Origin of the sequence: Pedobacter aquatilis, from assembly GCF_032678405.1 — a bacterium.
Lineage (GTDB): Bacteria > Bacteroidota > Bacteroidia > Sphingobacteriales > Sphingobacteriaceae > Pedobacter > Pedobacter aquatilis_A.
On record NZ_JAVTSJ010000001.1, the window covers coordinates 1,128,178 to 1,146,687 of the forward strand.

Consider the following 18,510-nt stretch of genomic DNA (forward strand, 5'->3'; position numbering starts at 1 on the left):
ATTGACACAATCAATGGCTTTTTTTTATTGGATAGGATCAGGTGTTGTTGGGTGCTTAGGGTCATAAACAGCAACACCTACCCTCGAATCGGCACAACCATAATATAAATACCATTTATTTTTAAACCAGCACATACCTTCGATAAATACCGTACCATTTACATATTGGCCGCTTTTTTCAAAAGGCTCCATAGGCCTTAAAAATGGGACATCAAGACGTGTTATAAGCTTAGTCGGATCAGTTTTACTAAAAAGCATCTGCCCTGCCGAATAGGAGTTTCCATGAAATCGCTTGTCGCCTTTTTCGCCAGGATTGTTTTTACCATTATACAATAAGATAATGCCCTTATGGGTTAAAATTGCAGGAGGACCACATTCAGTGAGGTCGCTATCGAAGTAGCCTGGTCTTGTTGATGCCAGTATTTTCAATTCGCCTTTTCCATCAATCAGTGGTTTCCAGTCGACAAGATTTTCTGAACTTGCACCGTAAACATGGCTTTCGCCCCAGTACATAAAGTATTTACCATTCACTTTTGTGATAACCTGTTTGTTGGCTTTTATTGTGGTAAGTATGGATGCAGATTTGTGCGGAATATCTAAAAACTTTCCACCAAAAGCATCCTGAAATATAGGGCCATGTTTTTTCCAGTGAATCAAATCTTTGGATGTAGCCACACCTAAGCGTGGCGTTTTACGGTTCCACTGTGTGTAGAAAACAACATAGGTTCCATTTTCAGTAACGGCAACCCTGGGGTCTTCACACCCGCCAGGCCACTCAAATTCATGCTGCGAATCGTTTCCGGGAAAAAGAACCGGTACACTTTTTCTGTTAAAATGTAATCCATCGCTACTTTCAGCATAACCAACGCGTGATGTCCGCATACCAATTTGTATACCCGTTTTATCTTCTGAACGGTAAAGCACTACAATTTTACCATTTTTAACTGCTGCCGCAGGATTAAATGTATCGTTCGATTCCCAATGCACCATTGTTTTTAACACCGGATCGAAGAACTTTGATGAATCTCTCGGAGCAATAATTGGATTTACACCAGCTGGTCTTTGAAATCCGCCTAAGGCCCAGTCGGGCAAAACGTTTTTATCCTGGGCATAAATGGCCTGACTGAAAGAAACCAGCAGGCTAATGAGTAGTATTTTGTAAATGTTTTTCATTTGTTCAGGGAATGTATTCTCAAGATAATACAAAATAGCCTGAATTAAAATACCAACTACTGAGGTTACATGATTGATGTGGGCCGGGTAATCAAATTTCTCCGGCCCAATCCAGTTACTCGTCTTCCTTGCGGTTAGGCCGACAAAGGGTAAACAATATCCCTAAGCTGCTAAGGATAGTGAATACGCCGATAAATAAGTTAACTTTTTCACTCATGTGGTTATCGTTTAGTTTCTACAAAGTATAACATAATTGTGACAAAGGCAATAGCTACACAAAAATGGAGTAAGAATTATAATTTGTACCACGGTAAGCATGCTCATTTTGGCTACTTAATTCCTCAATAAGACTACAAATCCCGAATTGGTATTTTCAACCTTTGTTATGTTCTAATACAACATATAATTATGGAAAATAAAAATGAAAATACAGCTGAAAGAAAGCAGGCTGGTAATAAAGTATGGTTTATAACAGGTGCTTCAAGAGGCTTTGGGCGTATCTGGGCTAAAGCAGCCCTCGAGCGTGGTGATAAGGTGGCTGTTACAGCAAGAAATTTATCCAGCATTGATGAGTTTAATGATCAGTATGGCGAAAGCGTGCTCACACTTGAACTTGATGTAACTGATGCTGCACAGGTAAAAGCAGCCGTTAATAAGGCGCATGATCATTTCGGTAAATTGGACATCGTGTTGAATAATGCGGGTTATTCGCTTGTAGGTACCATTGAAGAAGCAACACCCGAGCAGATTAAAGCCATGTACGAAACGAATATTTTTGGTGCAATCAGTGTTATTCAGGCAGCTTTACCACTATTACGCAAACAAGGTAGTGGCCATATTTTAGGTACATCCAGTAATTTAGGCCATGTAACTTTACCGGTTATTGGTTACTATTGTTCGTCGAAATGGGCTTTCGAGGCTATCCATGAAAGCTTAGCACAGGAAATTAAAGCATTTGGTATTAAGGTAACGATTATTGAGCCCGGTGCTTATGCAACAGAATTTGGCAGCCAGGAATCATTAAAATTTGCTGATGGCCTTGAAGTTTACCAGGATTTCAAAGCAGAATTTTTCCAAAGCCTTGGCGGATTGGAAAGAGGCGACCCTAATGCAACGCCAGAAGCTATCTTTAAAGTTGTTGATGCAGAAACCCCTCCTCTTCGTATAAACCTGGGTAGTAATAATCTTCCATGGGTAAAAAAGGCTTATGCAGAAAGATTAGCCAGCTGGGAAGAATGGGATGGAGTTGCTTCGGCAGCGCAAAACTTAGCTAAGTAATTTTTAGGTAAACAATTAATTATAGCTGGCAATACCTGCAATTGTCGGCTATAATTGCATTAAATTTAATTTATGAAAAAGGAAGATTTGAATCTTATCAATATGGATTCGCTGGCAGATATACACCGGGCTTTTGGTTTACCTGCTCCTGTACATCCTTTAATAAGTATGATTGATGGCTCAACCAACCGGGTTATTATCGAAAACATGCCTCAATCTCATGTTTTAAAATTCTATAAAATTTCATATAAACCGAGTTTAGGTGGTAAATTAAAATACGGACAGGATTACTACGATTTTGATGAGGGTGGTTTACTTTTTGCTGCGCCAAACCAGGTAATTGGAAATCATGGAAGTAATGATCCGGAAGCTTGTTCTCAGTACACCTTATTAATCCATCCCGATTTTTTATGGAATTACCCATTGGCAAAGAAAATCAGGCAGTACGGATTTTTCTCTTACTCAACCAATGAAACGTTACACCTATCAGATGAAGAGAAAGCAACAGTCATGTCGATTTTTGCCTTGATTGACAAAGAATTGAAAAGCCGTATAGATGATTTTAGCCAGGATGTGGTTATTGCGCAAATTGAACTGTTATTAAATTACGCCAACCGCTTTTACAAAAGGCAATTTATTACCCGCAAATTAGCTAACAATAATTTACTGCAGCAGCTTGAAGAAATTCTGGATGGCTATTTCAACGCTGAGCAACCGGTGCTAAATGGATTGCCTACCGTTCAGTACCTGGCAGAAAAGCTGAATGTTTCGCCAAGTTATTTAAGCGATATGCTTCGTTCGCTTACCGGCCAAAATGCACAGCAACATATTCATAATAAATTAATTGAGCAGGCAAAAGAGAAGCTTTCAACAACGAGCCTATCAGTTAGTGAGGTGGCTTACCACCTGGGTTTTGAGCATCCACAGTCTTTCAACAAGCTTTTCAAAACGAAAACAAAACTTTCTCCGCTCGAATTCAGGCGTACCTTTAATTAAGTATTTTATTTACTATGGCAGGTAAAATACTTCTTCAAGCGGGAAAGAAACAGGTGAATTATCGGCATTGCTTTCCATGATATCGCCCATATAAGCCCACCACTTTTGCATAACAGGTTGTTCCGGCAATGTATCCATAAGTTTTGGATCGGCCACTTTCAGCACACCAAATAAATCATTTGTATTTTTATCAAGAAAAATTGAATACTCGGCTATTCCGGTATCATTGAGTAACTTCACGAGTTCTGGCCAGATTTCATCATGCCTTTTTTTATACTCCGATTCGTATCCCGGAAACAACTTCATTTTAAACGCGATTCTAACCATTTCTTTTAAATTGATTGTTATTTCTTATCAAGTACAATAACACTAAAACTATATTTAGGAATTTTTAAACTAATCTTATTCCGGTTGTTTGTTACAGCTGATTCCCTGGGCTTGATTTGATCAGGATTTTGTATGCTGTTCATTTCAGAAAGGACATCGCTTTGTAAGGAGAAGATTTTAGCACTTTTAGCGAAAGGTTTTCCGGCATCGATTAATAAATCATAATTTTTTACCGATGCACCTGCATTTACAAGTTTAATAATCAGCTGCCCCTTTGTTTTATCTTCAACGGCACTGGCATACAAACTATCCTGGCCAGTTAAATTTTTGCCATTCGATAATACACTTAATACATCAGTTCCTTTATAATTCGCGTACATTTTTTGCACCCAGTAATTTGGCGTGGCTATTGAATTTAAATTATCGAACCATATTAAATCGGGACGCCATTGCCATGCTTCAACATGGGCCAATAAAGGTGCATAAGACGACATCTGCACAATATCAGCATTGCGTTCAAGTCCTGTCATGAATGCCGCTTCCGTTAAGGCACTTAACCAGGTATTACGGGATTCGGCAGCTTTGTCTTCTTTATCATGCGCAGCAAATTCACCAGCAAAAATTTTAGGCCCTTTCCTGTCGTAATGATCATATCGGCTGGCATTTTTTAAAAACCACTCAGGCGACATGTAATAGTGCTCGTCCATAAAATCGACACCTGTTGATTTAAATTTTTCCCAGGCATAATCGAAGTTGGCACCACTCGGACCAGGTCCTGCGGCCCCTACCAATTGAACATTTGGGCATTTAACTTTTAAAACGGCTTCGAAAAGCTTATACTTCTCGATATACTGCGGACCCCATTGCTCATTTCCAATACCAATTCGGTCAAGATTAAAAGGTTTAGGGTGTCCCATTTTGGCCCTTAAATTCCCCCATTTGGTCGTGGTATCGCCATTGGCAAATTCTACCAGGTCAACAGCATCCTGAATATATGGGTCGAGTTCAGTATTGGCAACAACTTCAGCTGTATTAAACTGGCAAGCCATTCCGCAGTTGAGAATGGGTAAGGCTTTTGCACCAATATCTTCAGAAAGAAGGAAATACTCATAGAAACCTAAACCAAAAGTTTGAAAATAATCTGGTGCAGAACGGTAATCGAATTCCGTATTCCATCGGTTTATCATAACTTTCCTATCAAAGGGTGCCCCAACGGTTTCTTTCCACTGATAGCGATTGGCTAAATCACGGCCTTCAACAATACATCCTCCGGGAAAGCGTACAAAGCCAGGTTTTAGGTCTGCAAGCTTTTGTACCAGGTCTTTACGCAACCCATTTGGCCTGCCTTTCCAGGTATCGGTTGGGAAAAGTGATATCAAATCGAGATTGACAGTACCTTCGCCCGAAAACAATAAGCGTATTTTTCCTTTCAGAACCGTTTTAGCAGCTTTGATTTCAACAGAAATCCTATCCCAACTCTTCTTAATACCCGTTAGGTTTTGTTCTGAAATCACCTGGTTATCAGCATCGAGCAACTGCACTGTAATTTTTGGTTGTGCTGCCGAAACCAGTTTTCCATTAAGTGAAAACCGATAGGTTTCATTTGCCTTGTAGCCAATTCCACGGAAACCCTCATTAGTTAATGAAAATTTATCTGCACCTGATTCTATCGTAATATACCTCGCATTATTCGGGCTTTCGGCAGTTTGATTTACAACCAGCAATTTACCTTTCCCTTCTGTTTTCCATCCCATTAAAGGATTAGCAAATTCAAAAGAACGATTTTTAATCAGCTCGGCGTAAAGCCCGCCATCGGCAGCAAAATTAATGTCTTCAAAAAATATCCCCCACATGGATGGCGAAACTTTAGCTATTGACTTATCAGCAGAAACAACAATTACATTTTTCTGCTGTGCGAAAGCACAAAAGGAGACAAACAAAAACAGGAAAGTTATTCTTTTATACATCTTTTTAGTTTTTTAACTGCTAGTCCTAATTAAGGTTAATATTATGATTAATTAGAAATGCTGCTTAGTATTGGCTTATCAATAGCATTTAAAACATCGTGCTGAGGTTTTAATAATTCCAAAACAACGATATCATTTTTACCAGCTTTTAGCCATTCTTTTGGCACGTAAAGTGTCTGCTGCGGACCAATTGCCCAGTATTTACCCAGGTTGTGCCCGTTAAGCCAAACCACGCCTTTACCCCAATCTGTCATGTCTAAATAAGTATCGCCAACTTTAGCAATGTTAAATGTACCTTTTTGAATTGAAGGGCCTTCATTAATTTTCTCACTTGTGGTTTTTTTAACTACATCAGCAATATTATTGAAAGGCAGGCTAAACATTTGCCAGTTTTTTACTTCCTCACCAGCAAATAATACCTGTTCGGTTATACCCTTTTTATTTTCGAGCAAGTACTTTCCAAAATTGACACGCCCCATGTTTTCAACAAAAATATCCAGCTGCACTTCACCATCCGGAAGTTGCAATTCAAGGCTATCTAAAAGTGTTCTCCGATCTAAAACACCTACCCTTTTCTGGTTTACAAAAACCAGGGCGTAATCTCTAAGTTGCTTCACCTGAAGCAAACCTTTTCTGCCACCCTTAATTTTTGTACGGTACAACATATAACCATAATCCTGTTTTAAATCTTCGAAAGTTAAAGGTTTATCGTTATTTACAGGCTTAGGTAAAGCATTAAAGAGAATAATTTTATCAGTAAGTTTAAAAGATTTTACGGTTATAGCAGGTTTTATAGCAGGAATAGCTGGTAGTTTTTCTCCTTTTGGTAAGTGTTTTTCGATCACTGCCCTGAATTGTCTGAATTTTTCGGTTGCATTACCTGCTTCATTCAGGGGTGCATCATAATCGTAACTACTAATCTGAGGTTCGTATGGCGAAATATCTTTATAATTTGCACCATTCATAAATCCTCTTGTTGTTCCGCCGTGAAACATATACATATTTATGGAGACGCCTGCTGCCAGAACAGAATCGAGTTTACCAGTATATTTTTCTGCAGGTACCGTGTGATGAGGTGCACCCCACCAATCGAACCATGCCGGATACCATTCGGCAATAAAGTAAGGCCCCTTTCCATCATGGTATTTATTAATCATCGTTTTTACACGTTCAGGATTATCCTGGCCGTTAATTGCAGGCAACAAGCCGGTGAGATAACCACCCTTGATATCAGGTTCCGGATCGCAGGTATAAAGCAAGCCATCAAAACCTGCATCGATAAACATTTTCCTGTTGATAGCCAGGTATTCCTTATCAGCTGCATATGAGCCATATTCGTTTTCTACCTGAACCATTAAAACATTGCCTCCATGGTTAACCTGCAGTGGCGCTAACTGCTTACCAACTTCATCAATGTATTTCCTGTATTCTTCAAGATATTGTGATTCTTTACTTCTAACTACAAGTCCTTTTTCAGTTTGTAACCAATAAGGATAACCGCCAAATTCCCATTCGGCACAAACGTATGGGCTTGGCCTTAAAATTACCCAAAGCCCCTCTTCTTTTGCTATTTTAACAAATTCAGCGATGTTATTATTGCCCGAAAAATCGAACTTTCCTTTTTGTGGTTCGTGAAGATTCCAGAAAACGTAAGTTCCAATGGTGTTTAATCCCATGGCTTTGGCCATCTTCATCCTGTCTCTCCAGGCTTCCTTCGGAACCCGAGGATAATGAATTTCGCCAGAGATAATCTGAAAGGGTTTTCCATCAAGTAAAAACGCCTCTTTACCCAGTTCGAAAGTATGCTTAATTTGCTGACTAAAACCATTTAATGAAAAGCAAAGGCAGATTATTAGTAACAGATTCTTTTTCATTTTGAAATTTTTGGTAGATTTTTAAAAGCTTTTTTTGTGCAAAGAATACCTGATTAAGCGCATTTATTACGCAGATTCACTGTACTCTTTTAATAAAATTCAGATGTTCTATTTTCTTATTTAAAGAAACTCAGGTCCCACTTATCCGACCATTCGATTTTTAGTTTATCATCTTCAAACTGGATTGGCAACCACAGATAACGACCATCGATAGCATTTTTAGGTTCCCATTTATCGGCCATAAAAATAAAGGCATTCTTTTTTCCAGGAGCTGGAAGCACATGAGTACTTTGTCCGCCAAATGTTTTATCTGCGCCGGGGCCTACACAGGGATTGCCCATATATTCCCATGGCCCGAAAATAGATTTGGCCTTAAACCACCTTGCCGGATTTGGTGCCCAGCCTGTACAGCCAGAACCAACCATATAGTAAATACCATCTTTTTTAAATAAAGCCGGAGCTTCAGTTTGCTGACCAACGTAAATCCTGATAAATTTTCCGGTGTGACTTAAGTAATCGGGTGTAAGTTCAGCTAAATGTAAGGTGAAATTTTCTTCTGAAGAAAAAACATGGTAAGCTTTTCCATCATCATCAACAAAAACGGTCATATCTCTTGCCATCTGACCACCTGCAAAATCGCGGCAGAAAAAGCCATCGCTTTTGTTTGCAGGTTTGTCGCAGTTTACTTTATCGGCTTCGGGTGTTGCTGCATCATAGAAAGGCATTTTACCAGCATTCGGGCGGTAACTTTTAATAAAAGTATAAGGCCCAGTTACTTTATCCGCTACTGCTACACCGGCACGGGCAGCCTCATAACCTTTGCCTAATAGCTCCAGATGGAACCACATCACAAACTTCTTCGTTTTTTTATTGTATACAACCTTTGGGCGTTCTAAAATACTGCCTTTAGCAATATCAATTTTCAAATCCTCAGAAACTGAAAGCGCAATACCTTCATCTTTCCAGTTATATAAATCTTTTGAAGAATAACAATGAACACCTACCTGCGCTGTATTTCCTTTTTCGCCTTCAATTTTATGTTCACCGAACCAATAATATAACCCTTTGCTGTATACAATTCCTCCGCCATGCGCATTGATATGTACACCGTTATTATCTTTCCAAATTTTACCAGGGTTGAAATCCTGATATTTCTCCTGAGAAAAAACCGGATGATTTACTAAACAACTACTAAAAATTAAAGCAAAGAGAAGGGATAAACGACTGTACATAAACCTGGATTATAATATATTGTGAAATAAAAATGTAATATAGCGATTGTGTTTAATTAATAATCGGGTCATCCGAAGACGACCCGAAAAACTAACCAAAATATTATTAATAACCAGGGTTTTGGGTTAAAACAGCATCTTTATTCAGCTGAATTTCGCTCAATGGGATTGGCAATAACAAGGCTTTTGAAGTTAAACCGGTAATAGGTTTAGAAGCATCGTTTGAGTTTAAACGCAGTGCCCTTTCTACCAGTGTTCCGGTTCTCATCAATGTCATTCTTCTATTTTCCTCACCGATTAACTCTCTGGCTCTTTCATCTAAAATAAAGTCTTTTGTCATTTCTGCCGCAGTAACCTGCGCTGCATTAGCCCTTGTTCTTAATACATTGATTGATGTTGCAGCCTCGGTAAGCTTGCCTTGGGCAACCTGTGCTTCAGCAAGCAAAAGGTAGGTTTCACCTAAACGCATCAGGATAAAATCTTTAATCATCGCATAGCCAAAAGTATCATTAGGATCAAAAGCACCCCATTTGGTTGTACTTGGACAGATGTTAATTAGCGTATCAGGACCAGTAAACGGAACTTGTTTACCATATCTTGCGGCATAAGCAGGACTCGGATCGTTATAGTAATACCTTCTGCGGATATTGTATTGTGAGTTACGAATATCGTTTCCTTTGTACAAACCATAAAGTACCCAGTTACTTAAACGTAAACGGCCAATTGAACGACCGCCCAATGAATCGGCGATAGCCATACCTGCAATGTTATAATATGCTGCTCCCCAAACCCTTCTTTGTTGTGGATTATCAGTAATACCACCTACCACACTCGTTGGGTTTTCCTGTTCCAATACCCAGATGGCTTCAGTATTACCTTGCGATCTTCTTTCATTACCATATTGGAACATATCAGAATAATAATCACCCGGAAGACTTGACTTTACACCGTAGCGACTTTTAATCAAACTAAATTTACCGCTGCTAATAATTGCCTGTGCTTGTTGTTCGGCCAAATCTGGCTTACCCATACGAAGATAAACTTCAGCCAATAACTGCATGGCCATGAACTTATTCGCTCGACCATACATTTTACCTTTTGTATTTGTTTTTACCGATTCGATATCGGGAAGATTTGCCGCTGCATACACTAAATCTGATACGATAAAATTATTTACATCTGCTATTGGTGCCCTTACGAAATCTGTTTTAGGACCAGTTAAAGCATGCGTAATTAATGGAACGCCGCCAAACAATGTTGCTAAATTGTTATAGGCATAAGCCCTGAAAAATTTAGCTTCGGCACTTACCAAACTTTTTCCTTTCGCACTTAAACTGGTTGTACTAGGATTTTCAATACCATCAACAATGATATTGGTTAAATTAACCATAATGTAGTTCCTGTTCCACGTACGTGCTGCTCCGTTATCTGTTGAAGTTAGCGTAGCATAGTTGTAATAAGGAATTTCTACACCCTGCTGATTATTTGTAGCGTTGGCTACGTCAGTTCCAACCTGCCAAACACTTGGCCAGCCTTGCTGATCAGACCATGAAAATATGGTACTGGTATGGTTATACAAACCAATTAATGATGCTTCAAATCCAAGTGAATCTGTTAGTGTTAATGGTGTATATGATGAAAAAGGTTTCTCATCCAGAAATGTTTTTTTGCATGATGAAAACGCAACAAAAAGAATTGATAATGATGCGAGTATGGTTATATATTTTTTCATGATGATTCTAATTAACGTAATGAAACATTTAAGCCCAATACAAAAGTGCGTGTAAGTGGGTAATTGTTTGTCCAGTCGCCCGAGCCCCTTGTTGAGTAATTATTCTCAGGGTCCCAACCTACCCATTTTGTGAAGGTATAAAGGTTACGGCCACTCGCGTAAACAGTTAAACCGCCCAGGTGAAGTTTATCCAATAAAGACTGACCGAAAACATAACTCAAGGTAACATCTTTAATCCTGGTGTAACTTGCATCAGATGCATAACCATAACCCAATGTATTGTTATACGATAATGCCGGTCTTGTCTGGCTCTGGTTTTCAGGTGTCCAGTAACCAATTTCAGCAGGTGTATTTCTTCTTCCGGTTTCATCACCATATTGTAAATCCGGGTTATTTTTCGTCATACCCTGAGCAGTCTGGATGAAGATACTCAAATTAACATTTTTGTAGTGGAAGGTGTTGGTTAAACCGCCGGTCCATTTTGGAGCTGTCTGACCTAAAATCATTCTATCGCCATCGCCGGTTATTTTACCGTCGCCGTTTAAATCGGCAAATTTTAAACTACCAGGTTTAGCTGTAGGGTCTTGTTTTGAAGCATCTTCACCAGTTTGCCAAACACCCGTCATTTTGTAATCATAAATTACGCCGATCGGTTTACCCAAAAACCATCTGTTACCTAAATCATCTTTGCCATCACCATATAAATCGGTTATTTTATTTCTGTTTGCTGCAAAAACAATCATGGTTTCCCAACGGAAATCTTTACCTACAAAGTTTTGGGTATTTAAGGTAAGTTCTAAACCTTTATTTGTCGTTTTTCCAATATTATCTAAAACACTGGTGTAACCGGTAATAATTGGTAAACTTCTGCTTAGTAATAAACCACTTGTTTTATTTTGATAAGCTTCGATACTACCGCTGATCCTGTTGTTAAAAATACCAAAGTCTAAACCGATGTTGGCTGTTTTAGTTGTTTCCCACTGTAAATTAGAGTTACCCAAATTACCTGCAAGCACACCAATTGTACTGATACCGTTAAATGGTGAGCGGGCTGTTCCGTCAGTAGTAATTGTTCTGTAAACACTTACCGCTTCGTTACCCGTTTTACCGTATGATAATCTAAGTTTCAGGTTATTGAAAACTTTAACATTTTTCATAAAGTCTTCATTAATAATATTCCATCCAAGCGCTGCAGAAGGGAAAACACCATATTTGGTTGTATTGGCACCAAAAACTGATGAACCATCTCTACGAGCTGTTAGGGTTAACAGGTAACGGCTGTCGTAAGAGTAGAATAAACGCCCCATTTGTGAGTTAATTCCGTACCTGTCGCGATATGAAGCACTTGTTTGTGTAGCGCCAGCGCCAATATTATCTAAACCAACCTCATCATTGATAAAACCAACTGCTCCGGCTGTTGTAGAGTTATATTTACGTTCCTGCGCACTGTATAATGCCGTGAAGTCGAAATGATGCTTTTTAATATCTTTTGAATAGGTTAAGATATTCTCAACAGTGTAACTGTTTGTAGAGGCATTAAAGCTACTTGCCGTACCATTTAAATCATTTGCCAAACGGCCTGTGTAACTTCCTCTTCTTTCAGGGAAATAGGTATAACCTGCATTTAAACGAAACTTTAAGCCGGTTAATGCTCCAGGAAACTTAATCTCCGCATAACCATTTCCATTAATGTTTGTGGTTCTGCTGATTTGCGTTGTTGTTAAACCCAACAATGGATTAACATAAAGCTGCTCCGGATTCATTGGGTAAATTGTATAAGTGCCGTTAGCGTTATATTCCTGCCCGTAAGGACTCATTGCAGTAGCTAAAAGTAAATTTGCACGGCCGCCATCATAGTTATTACTTGTCAGGAATAAAGATGTTCCAACAGTTAAGAAACTGGTTACGTTAACATCTAAATTAGAGCGCAAACCAATACGTTTAAAATCATAACCTTTAATTACCCCTTTTTGGTTCAGGTAATCGCCTGAGATAAAATATTTAACATCCTGAGAACCACCAGAAATTCCAACGTTATGGTCCTGAATAACACCTTGCTGTGTTGCTTCTTTAACCCAATCCGTTGTAGTGCCTGCGTTATAAGCAGGTAGTTCACCAATATTCGGCACTGGTCTCGTTTGTACCTGTCCGGTTTGTTTCAAATAATCAGCATATTTTTGTACGTATTCGGCACCGCTTCTTGGTTCCAGGATATGTGCAAGGTTATCAAAACCAGCGTAACCACTGTAACGAATCACTGGTTTGCCTGTTGTACCTCTTTTGGTTGTAATCAAAATTACACCATTAGAACCGTTTGTACCGTAAATTGCTGTAGCACTCGCATCTTTCAAAATCTCAACAGAAGCAATATCGTTAGGATTAATATCATTCAACGAACCGCCTGTTTTACTCAAGGGCACCCCATCAACCACAACATAAGGACCAGTACCTGCAGTAATAGAGTTTTGCCCCCTGATTAAAGCATTTGGCTGGCTACCTGGTACCGATGATGTTGTTGTAACGTTTACACCTGCAACAGCACCTTCAATAGATTGTAAAACGTTGGTAACAGGCAACTGAGATAATCTTGCTTTAGGTACAGAAACCACCGAACCTGTAACATCAGATCGTTTTTGCGTACCATAACCGATAACGACAACATCGTTAAGTGTTTTATCAGCAGCCTCTGCTAGTGAAACATTTAATTGTATTTCGTTGCCAACAACAATCGATTTTGTGGTATAACCGATAAAAGTATATACCAATGTTTCTCCTTTTGCCGCTGCAATTTTATAACGGCCATTTCCATCAGAGATGGCAACTTTTGAAGTGTTTTGATTTTTTATGGTTGCCCCAGGAATTGGTGAACCTTTTGCATCGACAACTGTACCGGAAACATCTGCGTTTCCTGTTTGGGCAAAAGCACTTATCGGATTTATTTCTGCCATCAGAAATATTGCGAGGAATGCCAGCACACACCTAAGTGGTGAAAGTAAATTTTTTAGCATAATGACTATTTGGTTAGTTTGTTCTTATTTGTGTTTGATTTCTTTAATCAGTTGATTTTTGTGAAGAGTTAATTTTCAAAAAATCTTTCCGCTCAAGGGAGCGTATCAGTTTAAGTCTTTCTGTCTGTTTTCATTAGTTTTTTTATATTTGGTTTAAACAAATTAACTACAAAATTGAGCTGCAGCGTGAGGGGTAATACGGTAATTAATAGGGGATAAATTCTCACTTTTATGTTAAAAAATGGCTTTTCAGGCACTTTTTAACATAACTCCACTTTTTTTAAACGTAAATAGAACGTTTATTTTTTTCAGCACAAAAACATTATGAAGCTTTTGTGCTGAATGTTCCTATGAATTACCTTAAGTCTGCGCTGTGATCGTTCGGAAAATCTTCACCCGACCATATTTTCTGCGCACTCCATTTTGCAGGTGGATTTGCCCAGAAAGCATCGGTGGCAGGGAGGCCCAAGGGAAGAAATATATTGCTGGAGATGTAGGGACTACCCTGGTTGTTGTAGAAATCGCCTAAATCGGGTTGTGCGCCATATAAGCCAATTGTTAACCAACCGTTTTTATAGGTTGTCGGGCTCTCTAAAGTTTTTCGTATTACAGCTGTTAATGCGCAACGCACCTGCTCTGGGCTTAATTGTTTTGGCAGTGCTTTTCTAAATGCCATATCGGCTAAATGATGAAATGCGCCACCACGATAGATAATTGAACGTCCGGTAGCAGGGTAAGTTCCATCAGTGTTAATTAACCTTTCCTGAATAATAGCATAACGCTCGTTGCGTTTCTTAATCTTTTCGAACATGGTATTATAGTCTTTCACTTTGCTGCCGATAATGGTTGATATCGTTGCCAGATAAGGATGAATAACGTAACTGTTGTAATAATCAAATGCGTAGGTACTGCCATCTGTATACATACCATCGCCAACATACCATTGTTCCATTTGTTGCAATGCATAGTCTACCCGCATTGGATCCCAGCTATATCCAAATTTCGCCAAAAAGGCTTCATTCATTGCAGAAAACAACAACCAGTTCGAGAAAACAGGTTTAAATCTTCTTGTGGTTACAATCGATTTCATCATTAATTCCTGATGTTTTTTATCGAGGTTTTCCCATAACCATGGCGCACGTACAAAAGCCAATGCTACATAGGAGGCATCTACAAGCTGTTGCCCGCCGATATCGTAATTCATGAAATCCTTAGCATTGGAATCGAGTGAATTTTTAAGGCCCTGAATCGCCCAATCTCTATACTGCTTCCTTAGTGCAACTTCGGCAGCATCACCACCTTCTAATTGTAACCATGGCGCAATACCACTTAAAACCCTCCCCAGCACCTCAACATATTGCACCTTAATACGATGTTCCTTATTGTCAATGTGAATAGATGTCACCTGCGGCATATTGATACGCAAGCTATCTTTCGCCAGATTATACAGAACTGGCTTAACCATCTTATCCATCTGCTGAAGCCAGAATTGTCTATCGGTTAAAATTTCGGCCTTTTTACTCGTTTTTTTCTTCTGCCCGAAAGCGCTATTCGTTAATATTGCCAGAAAGCATAAACCTATCAGCAACTTTTTAGTAAACATATTCATTGTAATTTTGTATGATTATTTTTTTAAATACCTGTACATTTCGCAATTGGCCAGCAAAAAGGCACCTACACCAAAATTAGCCGTTGAGTTAGCATCTACTACCTGCCCAGGGATTGCCTTTTCGCCGATTGGCTGTACATATCCTATTTTACCGTTTTCCTGCAAAGCAGTTTTAGTTAAATAATTCCAGGCTTTTAGTGCCGGCGGGAAGTAAGTTTTTTTATCGAGATAGCCATTGTTTATACCCCATAAGAGACCATAAGTAAAAAAGGCTGTGCCACTTGTCTCCGGTCCTGGTGCATGTTCAGCATCGAGCATACTGCGTGTCCAGTAACCTTGTTCCTGCTGGCTTTTCAAAATGGCATCAGCCATATTTTTGTATTTGGTAAGGTACTCTGCCCGATGTTTATCATTTTTAGGCAAATCTTTAAGCACTTTGGCTAAGCCGGCAAATACCCATCCATCGCCTCTTGCCCAAAAATCTTTTTTACCATTAGCGCTTTTATGCTGCGGATAAACATACTTCGCGTCACGGTAGTATAATTTGGCTTCGCTATCGTACATAATGCTGTTGGCATACATAAAATACGCATAAAGCTTATCAAGATATTGTTCGTTACCTGTTGTTTTATACAGCTTTGTCATCACAGGCATAACCATATATAAGCCATCTGCCCACCACCAGTAATCGTTTTGCGAAGTACTCATTTCATATTCCATTACTTCTTTAGCCCTGGCAATTTTATGCTCTTCAGGTTTTAAATGATACAAATCGATATAGGTTTGAAAGCAGATTTGCCAATCGCCAAAAAGCACAAAATCATCTGTTTCTCCATACTTATATTTCCACTGACTTTTATCAGTAGATTTTGCACCCATCCATTTATTATAAATTGCCCAGTCTTCTGAGTATTTCCGGTAGGTTTCATTTTTAGTAAGGGCTACAACTTCCATGTTTCCGGTGTGGTAAGCTGCATTATCCCAAAATGAACGTACTTCAGGTTTATTGTTATTTTGCCAATAGGTATTTGCTTTATCGATAATAGCAAGCACCTCTTTCTTGCCAGGCAGTTTCTGGGCATTTAAGTTCATTGCTACAAACAGCAGCATTATAAAACTGATATAGGTTTTGTTTCTCATTAGTTAACAGGTTTAATTCCGGTTAGGGTTGGGATTATTTTCTTTATTGTTCCGTCAGGATTGAATTCCATTTTATCGATACAAACTTCGCGGTTATAACCCGCAGCATTTCCCATGGTAATCCCTTTTGGCCTTGTAAAACGATGGTACACAATATACCACTCATCTTTACCAGGAACCTGGATTACACTATTGTGCCCGGTTCCATAAATACCGTTTGGCACATCTTTGGCTAAAATCAAATTATCTGCCGGGATGGTTATATTGCCAGTTGGCGAATCGGCAAAGCCATAACGAACGCGATAGTTTTCACTTCTTGTATCATCTTCCGACCAAAGAAAATAGTATTTACCGTTTCGAAAAAATACTTCGGTGCCCTCACGAAAATCTTTATTTGGGGTAATTACTTTAATCGAGTTGGTATCGATAGAAACCATATCCGGATTAAGGGCAGCGCAAGCCATGTAACCATTTCCCCAATACAAATAGCTTTTACCGGTTTTAGGATCGGTAAAAACATCAGGGTCTATTTCCTGGCCGCCATTAATACCGGTCGGTTTTTGGGCAATCAATGCTTTACCGCTATCGGTAAACGGTCCTTCGGGACGATCAGCTACGGCAACACCTATTTTTTGAGCAGCAGTAAAATAGTAGAAGTATTTGAAATCCCCGTTTACTTTCTTCTCGGTTATTGTTGGCGCCCAGGCGTTTCTTTTTCCCCAGCTTACATCTTTCACCAAATCGAGTATTACCCCTTCATCTTTCCAATCGACTAAATTGACAGAGGAGAAGGTTTTAAAGTAATTCCCACTCCAGCCGGTAAAACCATCGCTCGTGGGATATAAATAGTATTTACCTGTTTTGTTTGAATATAATATTTCAGGATCGGCATAGTAACCTTTTAGTACCGGATTGTTATTAACCTGAACATCTACGAGATAAGTAACAGCAGCTTTTCCCAAGACACGAACTGTAATTTTTTGCGGCCCTTTTGAAAAATCCAGTTTTCCTTTCGGAGAAATTTCAACACCAGGAAAAGCAGTAAATTCAGGGTCGAAACTTTTAAGGTTTGTACCATAATCAACCGGAAGGAAAAGTCTTTTATTTATACTATCTAAAACAACGTTATTTTTCTTAATCAATTTCGATTGTGGGGATTTCAAAACTGATGCTGCGCTATACCATTTTGAGACTAAACGTTCCATTTCAACCTGATTAATCGGCAGCACGGTTCCGTGCCTTGGATGAAAATCCATAGAAACATCTTCATCAATTACTTTAAAGTTTTCCAGGTCTTTACTTCTGGTAAACTGATATTTACCTTTCATGTAAACATCGTACATTAAAATGTATTCGTCGCTATTGTTAAGTTTAAATACACCTGCTCCTTCAACGGCTTCAGTAGTTTGTTGCAGGTATTTATCTTCTAAAACATAGCCTTCCGTAAGTTTATTGGAAATTGCCTTTTTTATACCGTTACCGTTGCCTTCAGTCTTAAAAAACAAATTGTATTTACCCTTGTGATAAATTATATCGCCATCAATACAAGAACCATTCGTTGGGCTAAAAAATAATTGTTTTGGTTCGGTCTCAAGGTCGGTAAAATCGGCATTGGCGTAAGCATAATAAATTTTATCGGGGTCTTTTCCATGTTTCATAGACCAGTAAACCACGTATTTCTTTTTTTCACTATCATAAATAGTTTGTGGTGCCCATACCCGAAGCAGGTTTTCATTTCCGGGAAATCTTTTCTGGATATTGATTATTGATGAAGTCCAGTTAACCAAATCTGTTGATTTGAGCAATACCATTGCCCTGTTACTATCCCAGCCTTTGGCCGAAACCATATCGGTTACAACCATGTAAAATGTCTTTCCATCAGCACCACGTAATATGTGTGGATCGCGTACTCCCCCTGTCGAACTTATTTTTTCGGTGGCAATTATTGGCTCATCATTATTCAGGGCATTAAAAGCGTAGCCATTTTTACTTATTGCATAATGAATGGCTTCTTCCTTTTTATCATTTCCAGTGAAGTAAACAAAAAGATAGCCTACATTTTTGGTATCGGATGAAACACTTTTTTGCGCAAATAACTGAAATGGGAAAAGTGCTGAAAGCAGCCATGTGCAGCAGATGAGTTTAATCTGCCTTATTGTTGATAAAGTTTTCAT

At 38.9% G+C, this 18,510-nt stretch carries 12 protein-coding genes; 2 read left to right on the plus strand and 10 right to left on the minus strand.

Annotation, left to right across the window (positions count from 1 at the left end):
• Nucleotides 1-24 precede the first annotated feature (24 nt).
• On the minus strand, nucleotides 25-1,173 hold the full coding sequence (locus tag R2R71_RS04720) for a glycoside hydrolase family 130 protein (protein ID WP_316830096.1): 1,149 nt from the start codon (nucleotides 1,171-1,173) through the stop codon (nucleotides 25-27).
• 408 nt (nucleotides 1,174-1,581) lie between these two features.
• On the opposite strand from R2R71_RS04720, the gene R2R71_RS04725 reads away from it, so the two are divergent.
• Together R2R71_RS04725 and R2R71_RS04730 are read left to right on the plus strand one after the other, a co-directional pair.
• Nucleotides 1,582-2,451, plus strand: coding sequence for an SDR family NAD(P)-dependent oxidoreductase (locus tag R2R71_RS04725; protein ID WP_316830097.1), 870 nt, complete (start codon nucleotides 1,582-1,584; stop codon nucleotides 2,449-2,451).
• 72 nt (nucleotides 2,452-2,523) lie between these two features.
• Nucleotides 2,524-3,447 (plus strand): helix-turn-helix transcriptional regulator, encoded by a 924-nt coding sequence (locus R2R71_RS04730; RefSeq protein ID WP_316830098.1) that lies wholly within the window; start codon nucleotides 2,524-2,526, stop codon nucleotides 3,445-3,447.
• A 12-nt stretch (nucleotides 3,448-3,459) separates the two neighbouring features.
• Here the strand turns inward: R2R71_RS04730 and rhaM are convergent, their stop codons facing one another.
• From rhaM to R2R71_RS04775, 9 genes are all read right to left on the minus strand, one after another.
• Entirely contained in the window at nucleotides 3,460-3,774 is a 315-nt protein-coding gene (rhaM, locus tag R2R71_RS04735) for an L-rhamnose mutarotase (protein ID WP_316830099.1), read from the minus strand.
• A gap of 17 nt (nucleotides 3,775-3,791) precedes the next feature.
• On the minus strand, nucleotides 3,792-5,741 hold the full coding sequence (locus tag R2R71_RS04740) for an alpha-L-arabinofuranosidase C-terminal domain-containing protein (RefSeq protein ID WP_316830100.1): 1,950 nt from the start codon (nucleotides 5,739-5,741) through the stop codon (nucleotides 3,792-3,794).
• A gap of 47 nt (nucleotides 5,742-5,788) precedes the next feature.
• Entirely contained in the window at nucleotides 5,789-7,615 is a 1,827-nt protein-coding gene (locus R2R71_RS04745) for a beta-galactosidase (RefSeq protein ID WP_316830101.1), read from the minus strand.
• A 116-nt stretch (nucleotides 7,616-7,731) separates the two neighbouring features.
• The gene (locus R2R71_RS04750; RefSeq protein ID WP_316830102.1) at nucleotides 7,732-8,847 is read right to left on the minus strand and encodes a glycoside hydrolase family 43 protein; all 1,116 of its coding nucleotides are present in this window, start codon (nucleotides 8,845-8,847) and stop codon (nucleotides 7,732-7,734) included.
• Between the two features lie 106 nt (nucleotides 8,848-8,953).
• Nucleotides 8,954-10,579: a RagB/SusD family nutrient uptake outer membrane protein gene (locus R2R71_RS04755; RefSeq protein WP_316830103.1), complete on the minus strand. Its 1,626-nt coding sequence runs from the start codon at nucleotides 10,577-10,579 to the stop codon at nucleotides 8,954-8,956.
• Between the two features lie 11 nt (nucleotides 10,580-10,590).
• Nucleotides 10,591-13,587 (minus strand): TonB-dependent receptor, encoded by a 2,997-nt coding sequence (locus R2R71_RS04760; RefSeq protein WP_316830104.1) that lies wholly within the window; start codon nucleotides 13,585-13,587, stop codon nucleotides 10,591-10,593.
• Between the two features lie 355 nt (nucleotides 13,588-13,942).
• Nucleotides 13,943-15,190, minus strand: a complete 1,248-nt coding sequence (locus tag R2R71_RS04765) for a DUF2264 domain-containing protein (protein WP_316830105.1) — start codon at nucleotides 15,188-15,190, stop codon at nucleotides 13,943-13,945.
• A 21-nt stretch (nucleotides 15,191-15,211) separates the two neighbouring features.
• Nucleotides 15,212-16,336, minus strand: coding sequence for a glycoside hydrolase family 88 protein (locus R2R71_RS04770; RefSeq protein ID WP_316830106.1), 1,125 nt, complete (start codon nucleotides 16,334-16,336; stop codon nucleotides 15,212-15,214).
• Complete coding sequence (locus R2R71_RS04775) at nucleotides 16,336-18,510, minus strand: family 43 glycosylhydrolase (RefSeq protein ID WP_316830107.1); 2,175 nt, start codon at nucleotides 18,508-18,510, stop codon at nucleotides 16,336-16,338. The genes R2R71_RS04770 and R2R71_RS04775 overlap by 1 nt, the downstream gene beginning before the upstream one ends.